Here is a 20,640-nt window from a genome sequence, read left to right as displayed (position 1 = left end):
CTTAACGGACATGCTATACCGCTAATAAGCCTGCTCCTCCAAGAAATACTTCGTAGGCAGGCGTCTTCGCCCCGCATTGGTACTAGTAAAGTGCAGCTGGCTTGCTTAACACAAGCGTCGATTGGTCCTTGAATGGTTGGAGTATTAGAACTAATTGGATTTTCGCCACTTAAAAAGGGTACATGCAGCACATTTGGAGGAACTAAGTGGAAATTGGCAACTTAATTCTCCTCTTTTTGCCCACCGGAGGGATAATAGCCCGAATTAGGTGGTCGAAATCCAACTAGATCTTAATAATCGTACTATTCAGCGAAAATAAGTGGCGGAAATCCAATTAGTTGGTGATGGACCTAAGGTAACGGGTAACGGAAAGATAGGCCCCCGCAAAAACAAACAAGGCCACCCCTACCGGGATGGCCTTCTCTCAATCCTGCTTGTCCATCCCTTAGAACGGATTCGTCGCAATAAAGCTCGCGGTCTTCACATAGACACGCGGATTCAGCTTCAGCTGGTCGATGATGAACTCGGCCAGGTCCTCCGGCTGCACGAACTTGGAGTCGTTGTTCTCCTTGATCAGGTTCAGGTCGAGCGCCAGATCGGTGGCGATGGTGCTTGGCGTCAGAGCAGAGACGCGGATATTGTTGCGGCGCACTTCCTGGGCCAGCGATTCGGTGAAGCCGATGACCGCGAACTTGGAGGCGCTGTAGGCGCTAGAGGTCGCTGCGCCGCTCAGGCCATTGGTCGAGGAGATGTTGATGATATCTCCGGCATTTTTTTCGATTAATTGCGGCAGTACGGCACGGGTGACATAGTATGTACCCATCACGTTGACATCGATCATGACCTTCCATTCTTCCGGGTCCATCTCCAGCACGGTGCCGAAGGTGGCAATGCCTGCGTTATTAATGAGAATATCCGCAGCTCCCAGCTCGTTCTTGAGCGCTTCAACCGCAGCGTCCACTTGCTCTTTGGATGCGATATCGGCAGTGGCATAGGCCGTCTTCACCCCGTAGCCCTGAAGCTCGGCAGCGAGCTCCTTCAGTGCGGATTCCGTTCTCGCCAATAGTCCGACGTGTACGCCTTCCTTGGCCAGTGCAACCGCCGTTGCCTTGCCGATTCCTCTTGCCGCTCCGGTGACAATTGCTACTTTGCCTTGCAATGATTGTGCCATTAAGCAGGCTCCTCTCCAATTCAGCTTCTATAAATTCTCTTCCATTATACTATGTCCGGATAGGCGGAGCGAAATGCCGCAGGCGATCTTGACATTCAGAAAATCGCCTCATTTTGCAATCTCTGCAAATTGAATTACCACTTTTTTATTGACACCCCGGCCAATAGCCTATATATTTTACGATAATGAGAATCATTATCGAGACCTTGCTGAGAAATCGAGATACCAACAAATACAATACATAAAGGATGGGGTCACACACATGAATACGGCAAGAAGGTTTACTTTCAAGACATTGCTTGTTCCATTCGCACTCACACTTGCGCTGGTCGGCTGCGGTAACAACAACACCGCTTCGAACAATGCTGCATCTCCGGAACCGACCGCAAGCCCTGCGGCCAGCACGGCACCCGCTACGGAAGCGCCAGCTGCTAACGCTGTACAATACCCGATCACAATCAAGGGCGCGCTTGGTGAAGCTGTTATCGAGAGCAAGCCGGAACGTGTCGTAACCATCCAATGGGCGAACCATGACGTTGCACTCGCTCTGGGCGTTGTGCCAGTAGGTTTCTCGGCTGCGAACTTCGGTGTTCAGGACGACAGCGGATTGCTGCCTTGGACCAAAGAGAAGCTCGATGAGCTCGGCGTAACCGACCCGAACGTGTTCCAGGACACGGACGGCCTTGATTTCGAAGCCATCTCCGATGCCGATCCGGATGTGATTCTGGCCGCATACTCCGGGATCACGCAGGAAGACTACGACACCCTGAGCCAGATCGCTCCGGTTGTAGCATATCCGACTTCACCTTGGACAACTACCTGGCGTGAACAGGTTCTGCTGAATGCCGAAGGCATGGGCCTAAAGGCTGAAGGCGAACAGCTGATCAAAGACACTGAGGACATGGTTAAGGAGAAGCTGAGCAAATACCCGCAAATCGCCGGCAAGAAGGTCGTGTGGGTAAACTTCTCGGCTGAAGATCTGTCCCAGCTGCATATTTACACACCTATTGATTCCCGTGTCTCGTTCCTGTACGAGCTGGGCATGGAATATCCGGAAAGCATCACCAGCCAAATTACCGATCCTACCAGCTACTCGCTGAACCTGAGCGCCGAGAACGTTGAAGCACTGTACGATGCCGATATCATCGCTGGCTATGGCAATGACGAACTGCTGAAAGCACTCCAGGCCGACTCCCTGCTGGGCAAAATCCCGGCCATCGAAAGAGGCTCCGTAGCCTTCATCGACAGTGATACGCCGCTGGTTGCAGCCGGAACGCCGAATCCGCTGTCCATCGCTTACACCATCGATGAATACCTGGCATTGATCGGCGGAGCTGCTGACAAGATCAATGAGTAGCACTACAGGCTCCGGGACGAAACGCCCGGCCCTGCATCTCCCGCGCCATTTCACCACAGTAGTGGTGATTGGCGCGGTTTTGTTGGGTTTATGCGTTGTTGCCTCTCTGATCTTCGGCGCACGGACAGTCAGCTTGAAGGAGATGATGGACGGACTCTTTCACCCGGACGTAGACTCCTTCGGAGCGAATGTCGTCCGCAAGCGGATCTCCCGGACGGTATTCAGCTTATGCTGCGGTGCGGCGCTGGGCGTGTCCGGAGCGCTGATGCAGTCCGTTACCCGCAACCCGATTGCTGATCCGAGCATACTCGGCGTCAATACCGGCGCCTCTCTGTTCGTGGTATGCGGCATTGCCTTCCTGAATGTAAGCTCAGCCAGCCAGTATATTTGGCTCGCTCTGGCCGGAGCGGCCTTAACTGCATTATTCGTGTTCGGCATAGGCTCCATGGGGCGCGGCGGAGCCACCCCCATTAAGCTTGTCCTGGCGGGGGCGGCCACCAGTGCGGCCCTGTCCTCTCTGGTTACCGCGATTCTGATTCCGCGTGCCTATGTCATGGACCAGTTCCGGTTCTGGCAGGTGGGCAGCGTCGGCGCGGGAAGCTGGAGCAGCATTTCGACCTTCCTGCCGTTTCTGGTCCTTGGACTCCTGGTCGGCTTCATCTGCGCTCCGGCGCTGAATGCGCTGGCGCTCGGCGACGACGTCGCCACCGGTCTCGGCGTACGCACCGGAACGCTGCGGATGATTGCCGCACTGGCCGGTGTCCTGCTCTGCGGCGCAACCACCGCCCTGGCCGGTCCCATCGGCTTCATCGGGCTGCTGGCCACGCATGTGATCCGGCTGCTGCTCGGACCGGACCTGCGGTTCGTCATTCCGATGTCGGCGCTCTCCGGCGCCGTCATTCTGACACTGGCCGATGTGGGCGGCAGGCTGATCGGCCGTCCCGGCGAGCTGGAGGTCGGTGTAGTTACAGCATTCATAGGAGCTCCCATCCTAATCTTCGTAGCGATCAGATCGAAAGTGCGGTCCTTATGACAAATCAAACGATTGATATTATAATGACGGGCCGGCGCCAAAGACACCGGCGCTGGCTCCTGGTTACCATAACCCTTGCCGTGCTGGCCTGCGCGCTGTGCATCGCCATGCTGCTGCTGGGCAACACCATTTATCCGCTGAAGGATGTCATCCGGGCGCTGTCGGGAGAACAGCTGAAGGGCGTTTCCTTTGCGGTAAATACGATCCGTCTGCCACGAATGCTGGCCGGCCTGTTCGCCGGGTTCGCCTTCGGGGTGGCCGGTTACATCTTCCAGACGATGCTGCGTAATCCGCTGGCGAATCCGAATGTCATCGGCATCACCTCGGGCTCCAGTGCGGCTGCCGTCTTCTGCATCACCATGCTGCATGCCTCAGGCGCTATGGTGTCCGTAGCTTCGGTGGTGGCAGGCCTGGCTACCGTCACCCTGATTTATTTCCTGTCGCGGGGACGGTCCTTCTCCATCGGACGGCTGATCCTGGTCGGCATCGGGATTCAGGCTATGCTTGACGCCGTCATCTCTTATCTGCTGCTGGTCAGCGCGGAGCAGGATGTTCCCGCCGCCATGCGCTGGCTGTCGGGCAGCCTGAACGGCTCCCATCTGAAGGAGCTTCCGCCGCTGGTTATCGCGGTGCTGCTTCTGACCCCCGTCGTTGTCGTAATGGGCAAGCATCTCGGCATCCTGGAGCTGGGGGAACAGGCGGCTACCTCGCTCGGGGTGCATGCCGACAAGACCCGGATTGCGCTGATTGTCAGCTCCGTCATCATGATTGCCATTGCCACGGCTATTACCGGTCCTATCGCCTTCGTATCCTTCCTGGCAGGGCCGATTGCCAAGAGACTGGCCGGGGCCGGGTTCTCGAATGTCATTCCGGCCGGACTGGTCGGCGTGAACCTGGTGCTGGCGTCCGATCTGATCGGACAGTTCGCTTTTGAGTACAGATTCCCTGTGGGGGTCATTACCGGACTGCTCGGGGCGCCGTATCTGATCTATCTGCTGATCCGGATGAATCGAAAGGGAGAATTATAATGACGGCTACACATCTTTTTCAAGCGGAACAACTCGTAGCGGGGTATGACAATAAGCCGGTCATTCAAGACGTGAGCCTGGTCATTCCCAGCAACAAAATCAGCGTCATCATCGGCTCCAACGGCTGCGGGAAGTCCACGCTTCTGAAGACGATGGCCCGGCTGATCAAGCCCGTCTCCGGAGCCATTACGCTCGACGGCAAGCCGATTAGCAAGATTCCTCCGAAGCAGCTCGCCCGCGTCGTCGGACTGCTGCCGCAATCGCCGATTGTACCGGAAGGCATCTCGGTCGCCGATCTGGTGGGCCGGGGCCGCTTCCCGCATCAGTCGCTGCTCGGCGGCTGGTCCAAGAAGGACTATGAAGCCGTGGCCGAGGCGATGGAGATCATGAACATCACCCAGTTCGCCAACCACAACATCGACGAGCTCTCCGGCGGCCAGCGCCAGCGTGTCTGGATTGCCATGGCACTGGCGCAGCAGACGGATATTCTGTTCCTCGATGAGCCGACAACCTTTCTCGATATCACCTATCAGGTGGAGATTCTCGATCTGCTCACCGACCTGAATCGCAAGCACGGAACCACCATTGTTATGGTGCTGCATGATATCAACCTGTCGGCCCGGTATGCCGACCATATCTTTGCGCTCCATGACGGCAGACTGGTCTCTGAAGGTACGCCGGCGGAGGTGGTTACGGCCACGCTCGTCAAAGACATCTTCGGACTGGACTGCTCGGTCATTCCCGACCCGATCGCCGGCTCACCGATGGTCGTGCCAAGAGGCCGGTACCATGTGAATGTCTGAAATAGCAGAAAGGAGGCTTCCCAAGCAGCCATTGCGGCATATGGGATAGCCTCCTTTTTATCGTCGCTGTCTATGCTCTTGTTTCAATCACCGGAGCCTCCTGAACGTTCTTCGGCTTCCGGGTTCTGATGGCATACAGCACGTATAGCAGAATGAACCAGATTGGCGTGCACAATACAGCCGGACGCGTCTCGCCGGAGATCAGCATGATAATCAGAATTGCGGCGAACAAGGCCAATACCGCATAGTTGATAAACGGTGTGAGTGGTGCTTTGAATTTGGAGGCTGCGTGCAGGTCGGCACGGGTCTTTTTATACTTGATATGGCTGATCAGGACAACGCCCCACACCCAGATGAAGCAAATGGCGCTGATGGTGGTGACAATCTCGAACGCCTGCCCCGGAATCAGCTTGCTCAGCAGCGCGCCTGCGGAGATAATCAGCGTCGATACGAACAGCGAGTTGGCCGGCACATGATTCTTGTTCAGCTTGCCGAACTGTGCGGCCGCCTGATCCTTCCGGCTCAGATTATAGAGAATCCGGCTGGTCGAGAACATGCCGCTGTTGCAGGCCGATGCGGCTGAGGTCAGAACCACGAAGTTGATGATCCCTGCAGCCACGGGAATGCCGACCAGTGTAAAGGTACGCACGAACGGGCTTTCCGCGGGGCTGAGCTGTGTCCAAGGGTTGATGCACAGCAGGACGAAGAGCGCGCCGACATAGAAGAAGAGAATCCGCAGCGGGATTTTGTTGATGGCGGAGGGGATATTTTTCTCAGGATCCGCAGTTTCTGCTGCCGACACCCCCACCAACTCCACGCCTACATACGCGAAGACGACCATCTGGAACGAGAACAGGAAGCCGGTCACCCCGTTCGGGAATACTCCGCCGTGCTGCCACAGATTGCGGACTGTTACCGAGCCAGCGTCCGTCTTGAAGCCCATGATCAGAAGCACCACGCCCAGACCAATCAATGCAAGAATCGTCACGACCTTGATCAGCGCGAACCAGAATTCCAGCTCCCCGAAATTCTTGACGGTCATCAGGTTAAGCGCCAGCAGAACCACCAGACAGATCACTGCCGGGACCCACTGCGGAATGTCGAACCAATACTGCACATAGACGCCGACTGCAATGACATCGGCCATCGCCGTCATAATCCAGCAGAACCAGTAGGTCCAGCCAGTGACGAACGCCGCCCGCGGCCCCAGGTAATCCTCCGCAATATCCGTAAACGACTGGTAGCCCGCCTTAGAGAGCAGCAGCTCCCCCAGTGCCCTCATGACAAAGAATACCGCGATGCCTACAATTAAATACGTAATCATGATGGACGGGCCTGCTTTCTCAATCGCTTTTCCCGATCCCAGGAACAATCCCGTACCGATGGTGCCGCCGATAGCAATCAGCTGGACATGCCGGTTGGCGAGCTCTCTCTTTAACTCTGTCTGTGCCATACTGCTTCCCCCTTAATGTGTACACTGCCTTGTTGGAACAAAAAAAAGAAGATTGGATATCATCCAATCTCCGGGTACGAAAGAATATCCAAATAAGACTCGCCCTGCGGAATGCGGACCGCCTGACGAATATTACTCGGTACTCTTCTGTCCTTTTGCCTGAGATTGTGAACCCTTCGGCGCCGCGGTTAACCCGCAGTCTCTCCAGAAGCTGCTCCTGCTATAGTGTGATCCATAGCAATCATAGCCTGTGAATATATGAAATTAGTGAAGCGGTGTTTCCGTTCTTGCTATGCTAACATATTACTCGCGGTGTGAGCAATCATTCTGTGAAAAAAGTCTCTCCGGCAGCTTGCCGTCTTCCCTGCTGATCACTAATTTGTACCGGATTTCGGCAGATGCTGCCTACTGAAAGCCCTCTGATCCGGTAATTTAACGCCAAATGTAAAATTTAATATGAAAAAATAGCTAATTATTTTGGTACATTTTCTCTGATACTGCTGCTACGATATTGTCACTACGAATGAAAGGGGTTACAATTTTGCAGATTAAGAAAAGTAATCGCACCAAAAAAGCAGCTGTTTTTCTGATGACTTTTGCAACCGCTTTTTCGATGATTGTTCCGGCTTCGCTGGTTTCCGCAGACACGGCAACAGAGGTCAATTACCTTCCTCCGGGAGGAGAGAATTGGAACAAGCTCAAGGATATTGAGATTAAGGATACCGGCTGGGGCTACGGCTCAACAGTTACGAAAGAAGTATACCAGGACAAGGATGCCCGCAAGGTTGTCACCAATGACTATTGGGCCGATCAATTAACGACCAACGGCTGGCAGTCCTTCGATTTCAGCGCTTATGCCGCAAACGGCAGGCTGGAGTTTGATGTGGTCGGCGCAGAAGGCGGCGAGAACTTCAAGATCGGCTTCCGCGATGTCGTTCACGAGCGCTCTGACGGCAACGGCGGCTTCTACAAGGACACAGATGCCAATCCCGAGGAGACCAATCTTGACGCGCTGGTTGATGTTAGCGATTACATTACTCTGACGAACGAGTGGCAGCATGTATCGATTCCGTTGAGCGCAATTTTTGATAGTGAACCTCTCTTCGATGAAGGCAAAATTCAGCTCTTAAAAATCACCGGCGATAACACGCCAATCACCTTCTGGATCAGCAATATTAAAGTGACTTCCCCTGACCCGGAACCTAGCTACGCTCCGATCAAGGTGAATCAGGTCGGTTATTTGAACTATGGGGAGAAGTATGCCAATGTCAGCGGTTATTACAACGAACTGTCTGCTGTGGTTGGTACCCCGTTCCAGGTGAAGCGGACTTCAGACAACAGCGTTGCTTATGAGGGCACTCTGTCGCTTGTAGCTGCCTATGATGAACTGTCCGGCGAAAAAGTGTTAAAAGCCGATTTCTCCGCCGTCAATGAGAGCGGCGAATATTACATTACCGTAGACGGTGTTGCCGAGCCATCCTTGCCGTTTGCCATCGGAGCGGATGTTTATGACAGCCTGCTGACGGATGTGCAGAAATTCTTCTATTACCAGAGAGCGAACGAAGATTTGCTGCCGGAGAACGCCGGGGAATTTGCCCGTACCGGTCTGCATAAGATCGACGCCAATCTGCCGCTGCAATCTGATCCAACACAGACCAAGGATGTATCCGGCGGCTGGTGGGATGCGGGCGACACGGGCAAATATGTAACCGCTGCCGCGACGGCCGTATCCGACCTGCTCTGGGCTTATGAGAACTTTCCGCAGCAATTCTCGGACGGTCAGCTGAATATCCCGGAGAGCGGCAACGGCATTCCGGATCTCATTGACGAGATCAAGGTGGAAACCGATTTCTTCCTGAAAATGCAGGATGACGCTTCCGGCGGCTTCTACGCCTATGTCATCCGTGAGCCTCAGCCGAAGCGCTTCCTCATGGACGGTACCGGCGAGGAGAGCATTATCCCGACTGCACAAACGGCTACAACTGTAGGGGCTCTGGCCCATGCCTACATTGTGTTCAAGGATGTGCCGGGAATGGAAGCCTATGCGGATTCCCTGCTGGCATCTGCAGTAAGAGGCTGGGACTACCTGGCCGCCCATCCGGAATTCATTGCCCAGCCGGACGGACCTTATAATGACAACGAGGATTTGAATGACCGGTTCTACGCGGCAGCTGCACTGTACAGAGCGACAGGCGAAGCCCAGTATAGCGATTTTGTGGTGGCCAATTATGAAGAATTCGCCTCAAAGTTCGAAACGACCGACTTCTCGCACGGCATCGGCAGTATGGAGCTGATCGGCTTCTATCACTACCTGAGCGGTGCTGCGCCAAGTGAAGAGGTTACAGCATGGTTCGTGCCTAAATATCAGGAGTGGAGAAACACAGTGATCGATACGGCCACCAATGGGGCGGTATGGCGCAACTCCACAGACAAGGGCTTCTATTGGGGAGCCAACTCCAATGTGGCGGGCGTAGCGATCAGCCTGGATATCGGCAGCCGGATTATCGGTGAATATGATGAGCAGAACCTTCAGGTCGCCAGCGGCAACCTCAACTACCTGCTGGGCATTAATCCGCTGCAGCTCAGCTACATTACGGGGTATGGTGAGAACCGCGTCCATATTACCCATCATGAAATTTACATGCGCGACTTCATCACGGAAATGCCGAACGGCTATATGCCTGGCGGCCCTAACAATAACGGCAAGTTCAATTTCCCGGCCAAGGCCTACAACCAGGCTACTGTGGACTGGGAGAGCAATGAGCAGGCGCTGAACTATAACTCGCCGCTCACTTATCTGACGGCACTGCTAACCAATGTGCAGAATCAGACGTTCTCCGAGAGCATTCAGCTGTCTAGCGGCACCAGCGGCCTCCAGACCATCGGCGAGACACGCAGCATCACCGCAACGGTGACACCGGCTGACGCTGCCTTCAAGAAGCTGCAGGTAGCCTCTGCTGACAATAGCATCGCTACAGTAAGCAATGTAACTTACGCTGAAGACACAGGTGTGACCACATTTGATGTAACTGCAGTCAAGATTGGCAAGACCGTAATTACCGTTCAATCTATTGACGGCAGAATAAGCACCCAGTATCAGCTTGAAGTGCATTATGGAAATGTAACGGGTCCAACTCAGCAGCCGGGCACGGGTAGCAGCTCTGGTGGAGCTACCGGCAATACCGCAACGCAGACGGTCGCCGTATCTCAAGAGGCACTGAAGACAGCAGCAAGCAAAGCTGTGGACGGCAAAATTACTATCCCGGTAGATGCGGCAAGCGGCCAGAAGAGCATTGCTGTCGAAATTCCCGGGGAGTGGCTCCGTACATTGGATGCAGCCTCGGTCCAATCGGTTTCCCTTGAAGTGCTCGGCACTACCGTGGAGCTGGATCAGGCCTATCTGAAGGGGCTGTTCGGCAAAGACGCGCAGAAGCTGTCTATCGGAGTTACGGTAGCCACTTCTGAAGGGCTTGCTGCCGAAGTGCGCACCCTTCTGGGCGACAATCCGGTGTATGATCTGACGCTGAAGGTAGATAACACTGCTGTTCAATGGACCGGCAAGCCGGTAACCGTGAAGCTTCCGTACACACTTAAGGCCGGCGAACAGGCGGGCCAGGTAGTGGTCTATAATGTAGACAACGGTCTGAACATCGCTAAGAACGGCGTCTATGACGCACAATCAGGCAAAATCGTGTTCCAGCCGGCGCATTTCAGCAAATACGCTGCCGCTTATACGAACGTGAGCTTCAATGATATTGGCACACTGACTGCCGCTACAAGCGATGCCATCCGCGCTGTTGCTGCCCGTGGCGTTATTGTCGGCAAAGGCGCAGGCCAATACGACCCGCAAGGCAAGCTGACCCGGGCCGAATTCGTGCAGATGCTGGTGAAGTTCTTTGACCTTGGCGATTCTACTGCTGTCAGCAAGCTGAGCGACGTGAAAGCCGGCGCCTGGTATTACAGCGCCATCGCTTCGGCTGAGAAGCTGGGCATTGTGCAGGGCAGACCGGATGGCACGTTCGGCACGAACGAAGTGCTGAGCAGACAAGAGATGGCTGTGCTGCTCCACCGTGCCCTTGTGTCCGGCGGATATACGCTGGAGAGAAGCGAATCAGTTGCCGCAGCCTTCGCTGATCAGGCAGCAATCGCCGCCTATGCGCAAGCGCCTGTGGCAGCATTGCAGCAAGCGCAGGTGCTGAGTGCAGATGCAAACGGCAACTACGCGCCGAAGATGCAGGTGAACCGCGCCGAAGCAGCTGTTCTGATCTATAACTTCCTGCTTGCAAATGCTAAGTAACAGGCATCTACAAGCCTATGTAAGTTAGTACATCCTCTGATAGCATCCGCAAACAGGGCACTTGTTCGCACAAGTGCCCTGTCGCGGGTGCTTTTTAGATTTAAGGATCTTCCTAGTTACTCTTGAGTTTGTTTCTCCTCAGCGGTCCCCAGGAACTTGATGAACAACGCGACTCCAAGCAGTGCCACAACAATTCCCGACCAGAAGAACCACACCTGCACCCCGAACCGGTCCGCCACCGGACCCGCCAGCGCCAGACCGATTGGCGAGGACAGCAGGCCGATGCTCGTGACGAGCGAGAGCACTCTGCCCAAGGTTTCCGGCTCGTAAGCCTTCTGGATCATCGCCATGTAAGGACCGTTGAACAGCGGAGCCGCCGCCCCCATAAAGAAGGATAAGACGGCGAACGCCCAGAACATCCCGCTCCCGACAACCCCGCTAAGCACACAGGTCAAGCCGATCAGCACCAGGCTGATGCTCATATAGGTGGAGTCCTTCCACCGGGAGGCCAGCACCGACAGCAGCCCCCCGCCCAGAATCATCCCGATACCGAAGACTGCCTCAATGACGCTGGCGCTGTATCCCCCGCGGCCGAAGTGCTCCAGTGTCATCAGAGGGAACAGCATGGCCAGCGGCATGAACACGACGCTGAAGACAGCCATGACAATCGTAATCGTGACTATCGCCTTCGCCGAGATGAAGGTTCTCCAGCCCAGGGCAAATTCCTTACGGAAGGAAGGCGTCTCGTCAATCTCCGGCTTCGGCTGCTCGATGCGGACCAGCAGTAGCATCACATTCGCGATTAAAGCACCGGCCACATCAAGCAGCAGCACCGTTCCCAGTGAAGTCGCCGAGTAGACGGCGATGCCAAGCGCCGGGCCGAGTACACTGGAAGCAGAGAATACCAGCTGATGCCATCCGGCGACACGGGTTAACTGCTCCTCCGGTGCAATCAGTGGAACCGCCGCCTGGAACGACGGCGCGTGGAAGGAAGAAGCCGCCGAGCGTATGAACAGAATTACATACACCACCCATAGGCTGGGTTCACCCCATAAATAGTAGGCGCCCAGGACCAGACTGGAGACCGCAATCAGGCTGTCCGAGATGATCATTGTCAGCTTGCGGTTCCAGCGGTCCAGCCAGACACCGATGAACGGACCCAGCAGCGCCTGCGGCAGAAAGCCGACCAGGCCGGCGATCATCAGCACGGAGGCTGATCCCGTCGTCTCCGTCAGATGCCAGATGATCGAGAACTGCACCATCGAAGACGTCAATATCGAGAAAATCTGTCCGCTGAAGATCAGCGCGAATGTCCTTTTCCAATGCATAATAGGGCCCTCCCTTATTTCGCTCTTCATTAGGCTTATTGCATCCTTACTTCAGCCGTTGCAGCTGTCCCTTCTTAAGCACATACACCTGGTCGGCAACCCTCTCCACCAGCCGGGTGTCATGGGATATAAACACAATCGTACCCGGATACTCCCGCATCATGGTCTCCAGCGCCTCCATTGCCGGAATATCGAGAAAGTTGCCCGGCTCATCCAGCAGCAGAATATTGTAGCGGCCCAGCAGCAATCTGGCCAGCTGGAGCTTGATGATCTCCCCGCCGCTAAGCATGGACAGCTCCTTGCGGACATCCTCCGGGGTGAACCCCATCGACGACAGCACCGCCCGAATGTCGGGTACGGAATAATCACTGCCCTCCTGCATATAGGCCATGACATTCTGATTGCGCGTGAACTTGTAGCCGGTCTGGTCAAAATAACCAATCTCCGCCTTCGGCGCTATCACGACACCTTCCTCGCGGTCCCGGATCATGTTCAATAACGTCGTTTTTCCGGCACCGTTGCCGCCTGTAATCGCAATCTTGCCTCCGAGCGGGAACTGGAAGGACACCCGGTCAAGAATCACCTTGTCTCCCAGCTGCTTGCAAAGCTCATGCCCCGTAACCGGGAGGGGATGGTGCAGCTCCAGCACTTCGCTATGATAGAACTGAACACTCCACAGCTCTTCAGGGGCGCTCACCCCATCAAGCGCTTCGATCCGCCGCTGCATCTGTCTGGCGGCCGTATGCAGCTTCTTCTGCTTGCTGCCCTGTGATTTCTGGTGGGCAAGGCGCCCGCCGCTTTCGGTGCTATTTTTCCCAGCTGCCCTGGACTTCTGGTCGAGCCTCCGGGCCTGCACTTTCTTCTCTGAGATGGCCTGCTCTAGCCGCTCCCGCTCCGCCTCAGCCTGTTGATACTGGGCCAATTGTCTGTTCCGCTCGGCTTCCTTCTGTGCCAGATAGTCGGAATACCCGCCCCAATATTCGGTGATCCGTCCGTCCTTCAGCTCCCAGATTTTATCGGCGACCCGGTCCAGCAAATCGCGGTCATGGCTGATGATCAGCAGCGCTCCCGTGTAAAGCTTCAGCCGGCTGACCAGAAAATCAATGCCTGCACGGTCCAGATGGCTGGTCGGTTCATCCGCCATGATGCCGTGCACGTTATCCTCCAGCGCCTGGGCGATCTTCAGCCGTGTCTCTTCTCCGCCGCTCATGATCTCCGCCTGGACCCGGCTAATCCCCAGCTTGCCCATGAGGGCGTAATCCTGCACCTCCCGGACAGCCGCTTCCTCCAGTTGCGGGATATACGCAAACGTCCCTTGCCTTTCGATCTTGCCATACTGCAGCGGAATGCGGCCCAGCAGCGTCTTGAGCAAGGTGCTCTTGCCGGCCCCGTTCGCGCCAACCAGACCGATCCGATCGTAAGCGTACAGCTCCAGCCGGTCGATATCGAGCACATCCCGGCCCATATATTCCACAACAATCTCTTCTGCCTTTATCAATAACATACATATTCCTCCTCCGAAATCGCAGTTTCCGTCTTGGGGAATCGCAGGCTAACCTGCGATTTGCGAAGGGGGATTATATGAAGAAGTACCAGTGCATACCTCGCATCGTCATCTTCGTGGCTCCTTTCCTGTTCATTTGCACATTTGCAGCAGCAACAAAAAAGCAGACCGCGTCCACAGGGGGCCAGGGTCTGCTTATATTGACGTGCTCGAACACAGCGAAACAGGGCGTAGCTAGATCAGCCGTCCGGATCGCAGTCCATGCTCTCATACGTAAACATAAGCAACTCAAAAAAGCCCACCATATTTGAAGAATCAATCGAAAAATCGATCGAAAAATCGAGTGGTAACATCCGCTTCTCTGACTGCTTAGCGTAAACGCATGAAATACACCATTGACTGCCACCCTCCTTCACATTAGATAGCCGTAGCTTACCATCGCATCCGGGAACTGTCAATTCCCCGATCTTCCCGTTTTCCGCTTGCCTTATATGCAAAAGAAAGAGCGAATAGGCAACAGCCCATCCGCTCCGTGAAATCACATTACTTGATTACAACGTACTCCAGGTTCACCAGCTTGGCATATGCCACGATCTGGTCTGTTGTCAGGTTCAGGGACACCACGGTATGGTGGCCGCCGCCGTTCTCGATCCAGGCTTTCACGCCGTCCTGGAAGTTCGGCTTCACCTTCCACAGCACGCGGGCTACCGGCAGCTTAGGCGCCGGAACGTTCGGTTCGAAGGCTTCAACTTCGTTGATCAGCAGCTTGTAGTGCGTGCCGAAGTCGGCCATCGATACCACCACGCCTTCGCCGGCTTTGCCGTCGAATACGAGGCGGGCCGGGTCTTCGCGGTCGCCAATACCCAGCGGCGATACAAGGACCTTCGGCTTGTTGCTGGCCAGGCTTGGATCTACTTCAAGCATATGCGATTGCAGAATGGCTTCCTGTCCGGCAGCCATTTCGTAGGTGTAGTCTTCCATAAAGCCGGTGTTCTGGTTGTGGCTCATCACCTTCAGCAGACGGTCGAGGGCAGCGGTCTTCCAGTCGCCTTCGCCGGCGAAGCCGTAGCCTTGGGCCATCAGGCGCTGTACAGCCAGACCCGGAAGCTGCTTCATGCCGTGCAGGTCTTCGAAGTTCGATGTAAAGGCATTGTAGCCGCCCTTGTCGAGGAATCGTTTGAGGGCGATTTCGTAGCTGGCCTGTACCTTAACGCTGGCTTCCCAGGCTTCCTTGCTGTAGTCGCCATAGTCGAAGTCATACAGCTCTGCGTATTCCGCGAACAGGGCATCGATTTCTTCTGCCGATACAGCATTAACCACTTCTACAAGGTCGCCGATGCCGAAGTAGTCTACCGTCCAGCCGAACTGAATCTGGGCTTCAACCTTGTCGCCTTCGGTTACGCCGACATTGCGCATGTTGTCGCCGAAGCGGGCAACCTTGATGTTGAAGCTTTCGTTGAAGGCAACCGCCACGTCCATCCAGTCAGCAATTTGCTTCTGCACTTCAGGGCGTTCCCAGTAGCCGACAACGACTTTGTTCTGCTTCTGCAGACGGGCATTGATGAAGCCATATTCACGGTCGCCATGGGCGGCCTGATTCAGGTTCATGAAGTCCATGTCGATGGTCGCCCATGGAATGCTCTCATTGTACTGCGTAGCCAGATGCAGGAGCGGCTTCTGCAGCAGCTTCGTGCCGCGGATCCACATTTTGGCCGGGGAGAAGGTGTGCATCCAGGTGATCACGCCGGCAACCTCATCGCGGTAGTTGACTTCCTTCATGATGGAAGTGATTTTGTCTGCGCTGACAGCCAGGTCTTGCAGGACCAGCGGGTAAGGCAGAACGCCGCTCTTGTTGAGGGCATCGGTCATTTCCTGGGCGTGTGCTTTAACTTCGGCGAGCGCTTCTTCCCCGTACAGATGCTGCGATCCTACGACGAACCAGAACTCTTTGGCGATTGCTGTTGACATGGTGGTCATCCTCTTTTCATTAATTTGATAATAATTCAACTATATAGATTGAACTAAAGATTTTTGTGTTGGGATTAGCCGTGACGCAAGAAAACATTTGGCTTCCGGTCGCTTCCCGTCCGTAGATTTCTTGATTTATACCGCCTGTCGCGGCTCCCGCCTCCGCCTGATGGCTTTCCGCAATAAAGCTGATAGGCGAAACACAGGCTGTCATCGTTTTAAGCTGCTGAAATGTAGATCATGATTATCCTCCACATAGGTCAAATCAATAAGATAGACGAGGAAGGCCAAGAGCACCCATGACTAAAGGCGACAGCAGCTATTGCTCTTAATGACCTCACTAACCGCTGCTAAGCTGCTAATTGCAGTTTGTACAACTATATCCATCTAAACTGGCCGTTTCCCGGCTATAGTTGCATTTCGTACATCTATTTTCTTGCTTTAAGGCAGTTTGATCCCCATATGCTGATTTTAGTTGCACAAAATACATCTATCCTTCAAAAATGGGTGCATACCTAACAAATAGTTGTACGAAATACATTTATCCTTGTTGATTAGGGGTTGCTTTTCGTTCATCATACCTAAACAGAGCCGGACAGAGCCTGCTGCCAGCGAACTCAACAGCACCTAGCGGTATTCATCTGGAGAACGGGAATGGGCAGCGTACGGAAGTCCATAACTTTAATTCACTTTCCGGAATTATTCAGGCTAATCTTAAGTTCAACTTATATAGTTCCTAAGAGAGCGCAAATTAGCCGCAGCTGCGGTGAATGTTTGGACTTCCGGCCGCTGTTGTCTGCAAATTTTTTTATTTGAACCGCTCTTAGCGGTAAAAATTCGCAGACAGCCGATGCTTCCGAAGCGAGCTTTCCTGCGGAAAGCTTTCAGGCGGGCGCTACGCTCCTCCAGTTCCAAACTTCCCCTCCGCCGCTCCTTGCCGCTCAATTAATACTCAAGTTCAATTCTTACTTCTGCCCGTAGTAGGCATCCTTGCCGTGCTTGCGCAGGTAGTGCTTATCCAGAATGCGCTGCGGGAGCTCCTCGGCGAAATGGTTCAGCTCGCGGGCGAACAGGTTCATCTTGGACACTTCCTCCAGCACGACGCTGTTCATCACTGCGGAATGGGCATCCTTGCCCCAGGTGAACGGTGCATGGCCCTTCAGCAGGACACCGGGAACGGCCATGACGTCAAGGCCGCGCTGCTCGAAGGTCTCGATGATAACGCGTCCGGTCTCATGTTCGTAGCCGCGGTCGATCTCTTCCTGGGTCAGGAAGCGGGCGCACGGTACGGAGCCGTAGAAGGTGTCGGCATGGGTCGTACCCATCACCGGCACGTCCAGTCCGGCTTGCGCCCAGATCGTCGCCCACGTGGAGTGGGTGTGCACGATGCCGCCGATTTCCTTGTAGTGCTTGTAAAGCACAGCATGGGTCGGCGTGTCGGAGGAAGGACGCATTTCGCCTTCTACCACGTTACCGTCGAAATCGACAACAACCATGTCGCTTGGCTTCATCTTGTCATAGCTGACGCCGCTCGGCTTGATGACGAACAGTCCGCTCTCACGGTCCACCGCGCTGACATTGCCCCAGGTGTATTTCACCAGTCCATGCTTCGGCAGGTCCAGATTGGCCTCATAGACCTCTTCCTTCAGTCTCTCTAACATGCTATTCCCTCCAGTTCTCTGCCAGATGATCTACAGCAGCCTGCTCAATCGCCAGGCCCTTGATATACCGTTCCATAAAGAGTCCAAAGCCGGCCACATCGGCGGCGTCCGGACGAATCTCTTGTCCTTCGGTATCCTTGAACACCTTGTTCTCCAGGTAGTTGTCCAGCTGTTCCTGGGCGTCTTTGTTCGTCATGTAGGCAGCCAGGATGGCCATGCCCCATGCCCCGCCTTCACCGGCGGTGGACATGACGGAGATCGGTACGTTAAGCGCAGCGGCTACCATCTTCTGTCCGACGACAGGGGTCTTGAACAGGCCGCCGTGTGCCAGAATACTGTCGATTGCCACGTCTTCCTTCTGGGTCAGGATGTCCATACCCACCTTGAGTGCGCCAAAAGCGGAGAACAGATGGGTCCGCATGAAGTTGGCCAGCGTGAACCGGCTCTCCGGCGAACGGACGAACAGCGGACGGCCCTTCTCAATGCCGGTGATGTTCTCGCCCGAGAAGTAGCCGTAGCTGAGCAGGCCGCCGCCGTCGGCGTCTGCCTCCAGCGCCTTGTTGAACATGACGCTGAACAGCTCAGCCGAATCGGCCTTCTGTCCCATAGCCTCATAGAACTCGCGGAACAGGCCCATCCAGGCGTTGATATCGCTGGAGCAGTTGTTGGCATGCACCATGCCGACCGGGCTGCCGTCCGGCGTCGTGACCATGTCGATCTCCGGATAGACGGCGGACAGGTCTTTTTCCAGAACGATCATCGCGAACACCGAGGTGCCCACGGAAATGTTACCGGTCCGTTTACGCACGCTGTTCGTCGCTACCATGCCTGTTCCGGCGTCGCCCTCAGGAGGACAGAGCGGTATACCTGCCTGCAGGTCCCCGGAAGGGTCAAGCAGCTGCGCTCCGGCTTCGGTCAATGCACCCGCCTGCTCGCCTGCACTGTAGACCTTCGGCAGAAGGTCCTCCAGCTTCCACGGGTAGCCCTTGCCTGCCACAAGCTCATCGAACTGCTGCAGCATGGCCGCATTGTAATTCTGCGCAGCCTCATCAATCGGGAACATCCCGGAGGCGTCGCCGATGCCGAGCGCCTTGTTGCCGGTCAACAGCCAGTGAATATAGCCTGCCAGAGTTGTAACGAACTCAAGCTGCGGCACATGCTGCTCTTCGTTTAGAATAGCCTGATACAGATGCGCAATGCTCCAGCGCTCCGGAATGTTGAACTGGAACAGCTCTGTCAGTGCCTTCGCTGCCGCGCCGGTTGTGGCGTTACGCCAGGTGCGGAACGGAACCAGCAGTTCTCCCTGGCTGTCAAAAGCCATATATCCATGCATCATCGCCGAGAAGCCGATCGAACCGACCGTTTGCAGGGTGACTCCGTATTTGTCTGCAACCTCCTGCTTCATCTCACGGTAAGCCGTCTGCAGGCCCTTGTGAATATCCGCCAGGTTGTACGTCCAATATCCGTCTACGAGAAGATTCTCCCACTCATAGCTGCCCGATGCGATGGTCTCAAACCGAGAATCAATCAGCACCGCCTTAATACGTGTGGATCCAAATTCGATGCCGAGTGCAGTTTCTCCCTTGGCAATCGCTTGCTTAATGTTCTGATCCATTGCCCACGTTACTCCCCTCTGTGACAACTGTTTTTACATCCGTTTCCGGATGAAGAAGGCGCTTTCCCTTATTAACAGCCCTAGTATATTTTTTGTTCGTACATTTGTCAATACACAACTAAAGATATACATACAAATATGATGATCAATGTCCAGATTTCGCTTTTATTTTCAAAGATACTGTTTATCCATCTAGATGCATGCCTTATAATAAGCAAGTAACCGTGTTAAAATATGTACATACAACTATTAACGAAATGTAAATCCATACACGAACAACTGCGAAAGAAGTGAAAATAGATGAAACCCAAATACCAGGTCATCCTGGAAGAGCTTAAAAGCGATATCCTGTCGGGCATGTACAGCGTGGGGGAACAAATTCCTACGGAATCGGCGCTGCAGGAACGGTACGGCGTCAGCCGGCAGACCGTCCGCAAGGCCATCCTGGAGCTGTCCAATGACGGGTTCCTGCGCAGCGAGAAAGGCTCAGGCACCTATGTCAGCAACCAATACCGCGCGAAATCCGGCGGCAATGCCAAGGGGCGGACCATCGGCGTGATTACGACGTACCTGTCGGATTATATTTTTCCGTCCATTATCCGGGGAATTGAAGGCCGGCTGAACGAGGATAACTATTCGCTGCTGCTCGCCAGTACCAATAATGATGTCGCCCAGGAAAAGAAAGCGCTGGAGATGATGCTGTCCTACGGAGTGGACGGACTGATCATCGAGCCAACAAAGAGCAACCTGTACAACCCGAACATCGCTTACTACCTGTCGTTCAAGGAGAGAAATGTCCCGTTCATCATGATCAACGCCTATTATGAGGAGCTGGAGGTGCCCTACCTTTGTCTCGACGACGTGCAGTCCAGCTATCTCGCGACCCGGGAGCTGATCGCCAAAGGCCATACCCAGATCGGGATCATCGCCAAGATGGATGACTTGCAGGGCAAGTACCGTATGAAGGGGTATATCAAAGCGCTGGGCGAAGCCAAGCTGCGGTTCCACCCGGAGCAGGTGCTCTCCTTCGATACCGAGACGAAGCAGGACTTGTCCGTGAACCTCCGGCAATACCTGACCGATAACAGAGATACGCTGACGGCCATTGTCTGCTACAACGATGAAGTCGGGCTGGAAGTGGTGAATGTGTGCAGACAATTAGAGCTGTCCGTCCCGGAGGACCTGTCGATTATCGGCCAGGATAATTCCTACATCGCCAAGAATGCCAGCATCAAGCTGACGACGTTAACCCATCCGCAGGAGCAAATGGGCCGCGACGCCGCCGACTGGGTCATCCGAAAGCTGCAGGGGAAGAAGGATTTGAAGGACAACGTGTATTACCAGCCGGTGCTGATTGAGGGCGAGACGGTGAAGGAGCGGAACTAAATTAAGCTGCGTTTATAAATAGGATAAGGCACCCGG

At 54.8% G+C, this 20,640-nt stretch carries 13 protein-coding genes and 1 riboswitch; of the genes, 6 read left to right on the top strand and 7 right to left on the bottom strand.

The window, feature by feature from the left end; all coding sequences use genetic code 11:
• Positions 1 to 445: 445 nt before the first annotated feature.
• Positions 446 to 1,171 (bottom strand): 3-ketoacyl-ACP reductase, encoded by a 726-nt coding sequence (locus tag F1379_RS19370; RefSeq protein WP_150272849.1) that lies wholly within the window; start codon positions 1,169 to 1,171, stop codon positions 446 to 448.
• A gap of 262 nt (positions 1,172 to 1,433) precedes the next feature.
• On the opposite strand from F1379_RS19370, the gene F1379_RS19365 reads away from it, so the two are divergent.
• The 4 genes from F1379_RS19365 to F1379_RS19350 are packed head-to-tail and all read left to right on the top strand — an operon-like array spanning position 1,434 to position 5,392.
• Positions 1,434 to 2,528: an iron-siderophore ABC transporter substrate-binding protein gene (locus F1379_RS19365; RefSeq protein WP_150272847.1), complete on the top strand. Its 1,095-nt coding sequence runs from the start codon at positions 1,434 to 1,436 to the stop codon at positions 2,526 to 2,528.
• Positions 2,521 to 3,561: a FecCD family ABC transporter permease gene (locus F1379_RS19360; protein WP_150272845.1), complete on the top strand. Its 1,041-nt coding sequence runs from the start codon at positions 2,521 to 2,523 to the stop codon at positions 3,559 to 3,561. Before F1379_RS19365 ends, F1379_RS19360 begins: the two co-directional genes overlap by 8 nt.
• Positions 3,558 to 4,589, top strand: a complete 1,032-nt coding sequence (locus tag F1379_RS19355) for a FecCD family ABC transporter permease (RefSeq protein WP_150272843.1) — start codon at positions 3,558 to 3,560, stop codon at positions 4,587 to 4,589. The genes F1379_RS19360 and F1379_RS19355 overlap by 4 nt, the downstream gene beginning before the upstream one ends.
• Positions 4,589 to 5,392, top strand: a complete 804-nt coding sequence (locus F1379_RS19350) for an ABC transporter ATP-binding protein (RefSeq protein WP_150272841.1) — start codon at positions 4,589 to 4,591, stop codon at positions 5,390 to 5,392. Before F1379_RS19355 ends, F1379_RS19350 begins: the two co-directional genes overlap by 1 nt.
• 70 nt (positions 5,393 to 5,462) lie before the next feature.
• Here F1379_RS19350 and F1379_RS19345 read toward each other — a convergent pair whose 3' ends face one another.
• Positions 5,463 to 6,845 carry an amino acid permease gene (locus tag F1379_RS19345; protein ID WP_150272839.1) on the bottom strand — a complete coding sequence of 461 codons (1,383 nt, stop codon included), beginning with the start codon at positions 6,843 to 6,845 and terminating at the stop codon, positions 5,463 to 5,465.
• A 137-nt stretch (positions 6,846 to 6,982) separates the two neighbouring features.
• A riboswitch (glycine riboswitch) is annotated at positions 6,983 to 7,063 on the bottom strand.
• A 323-nt stretch (positions 7,064 to 7,386) separates the two neighbouring features.
• On the opposite strand from F1379_RS19345, the gene F1379_RS19340 reads away from it, so the two are divergent.
• Positions 7,387 to 11,142, top strand: a complete 3,756-nt coding sequence (locus F1379_RS19340) for a glycoside hydrolase family 9 protein (RefSeq protein WP_162551218.1) — start codon at positions 7,387 to 7,389, stop codon at positions 11,140 to 11,142.
• 116 nt (positions 11,143 to 11,258) lie between these two features.
• Here F1379_RS19340 and F1379_RS19335 read toward each other — a convergent pair whose 3' ends face one another.
• From F1379_RS19335 to F1379_RS19315, 5 genes are all read right to left on the bottom strand, one after another.
• Complete coding sequence (locus F1379_RS19335) at positions 11,259 to 12,470, bottom strand: MFS transporter (protein ID WP_150272835.1); 1,212 nt, start codon at positions 12,468 to 12,470, stop codon at positions 11,259 to 11,261.
• A 46-nt stretch (positions 12,471 to 12,516) separates the two neighbouring features.
• Positions 12,517 to 13,974: a ribosomal protection-like ABC-F family protein gene (gene abc-f, locus F1379_RS19330; RefSeq protein WP_150272833.1), complete on the bottom strand. Its 1,458-nt coding sequence runs from the start codon at positions 13,972 to 13,974 to the stop codon at positions 12,517 to 12,519.
• A 543-nt stretch (positions 13,975 to 14,517) separates the two neighbouring features.
• A complete protein-coding gene (gene araA / locus F1379_RS19325; protein WP_150272831.1) occupies positions 14,518 to 15,942 on the bottom strand; it encodes an L-arabinose isomerase in 1,425 nt (474 codons plus the stop codon).
• A 965-nt stretch (positions 15,943 to 16,907) separates the two neighbouring features.
• Complete coding sequence (locus F1379_RS19320) at positions 16,908 to 17,603, bottom strand: L-ribulose-5-phosphate 4-epimerase (protein ID WP_150272829.1); 696 nt, start codon at positions 17,601 to 17,603, stop codon at positions 16,908 to 16,910.
• Position 17,604: 1 nt separating this feature from the next.
• The gene (locus tag F1379_RS19315) at positions 17,605 to 19,218 is read right to left on the bottom strand and encodes a xylulokinase (protein WP_150272827.1); all 1,614 of its coding nucleotides are present in this window, start codon (positions 19,216 to 19,218) and stop codon (positions 17,605 to 17,607) included.
• Between the two features lie 300 nt (positions 19,219 to 19,518).
• Between F1379_RS19315 and F1379_RS19310 the strand changes: the two genes are divergently transcribed.
• On the top strand, positions 19,519 to 20,604 hold the full coding sequence (locus F1379_RS19310; protein WP_150272825.1) for a GntR family transcriptional regulator: 1,086 nt from the start codon (positions 19,519 to 19,521) through the stop codon (positions 20,602 to 20,604).
• Positions 20,605 to 20,640: the final 36 nt, after the last annotated feature.

The organism is Paenibacillus tepidiphilus (assembly GCF_008635795.1).
Classification (GTDB): Bacteria; Bacillota; Bacilli; order Paenibacillales; family Paenibacillaceae; genus Paenibacillus_AQ; species Paenibacillus_AQ tepidiphilus.
The sequence above is the reverse complement of the archived record's forward strand: the minus strand, read 5'-3'. Positions and strand labels throughout refer to the sequence as shown.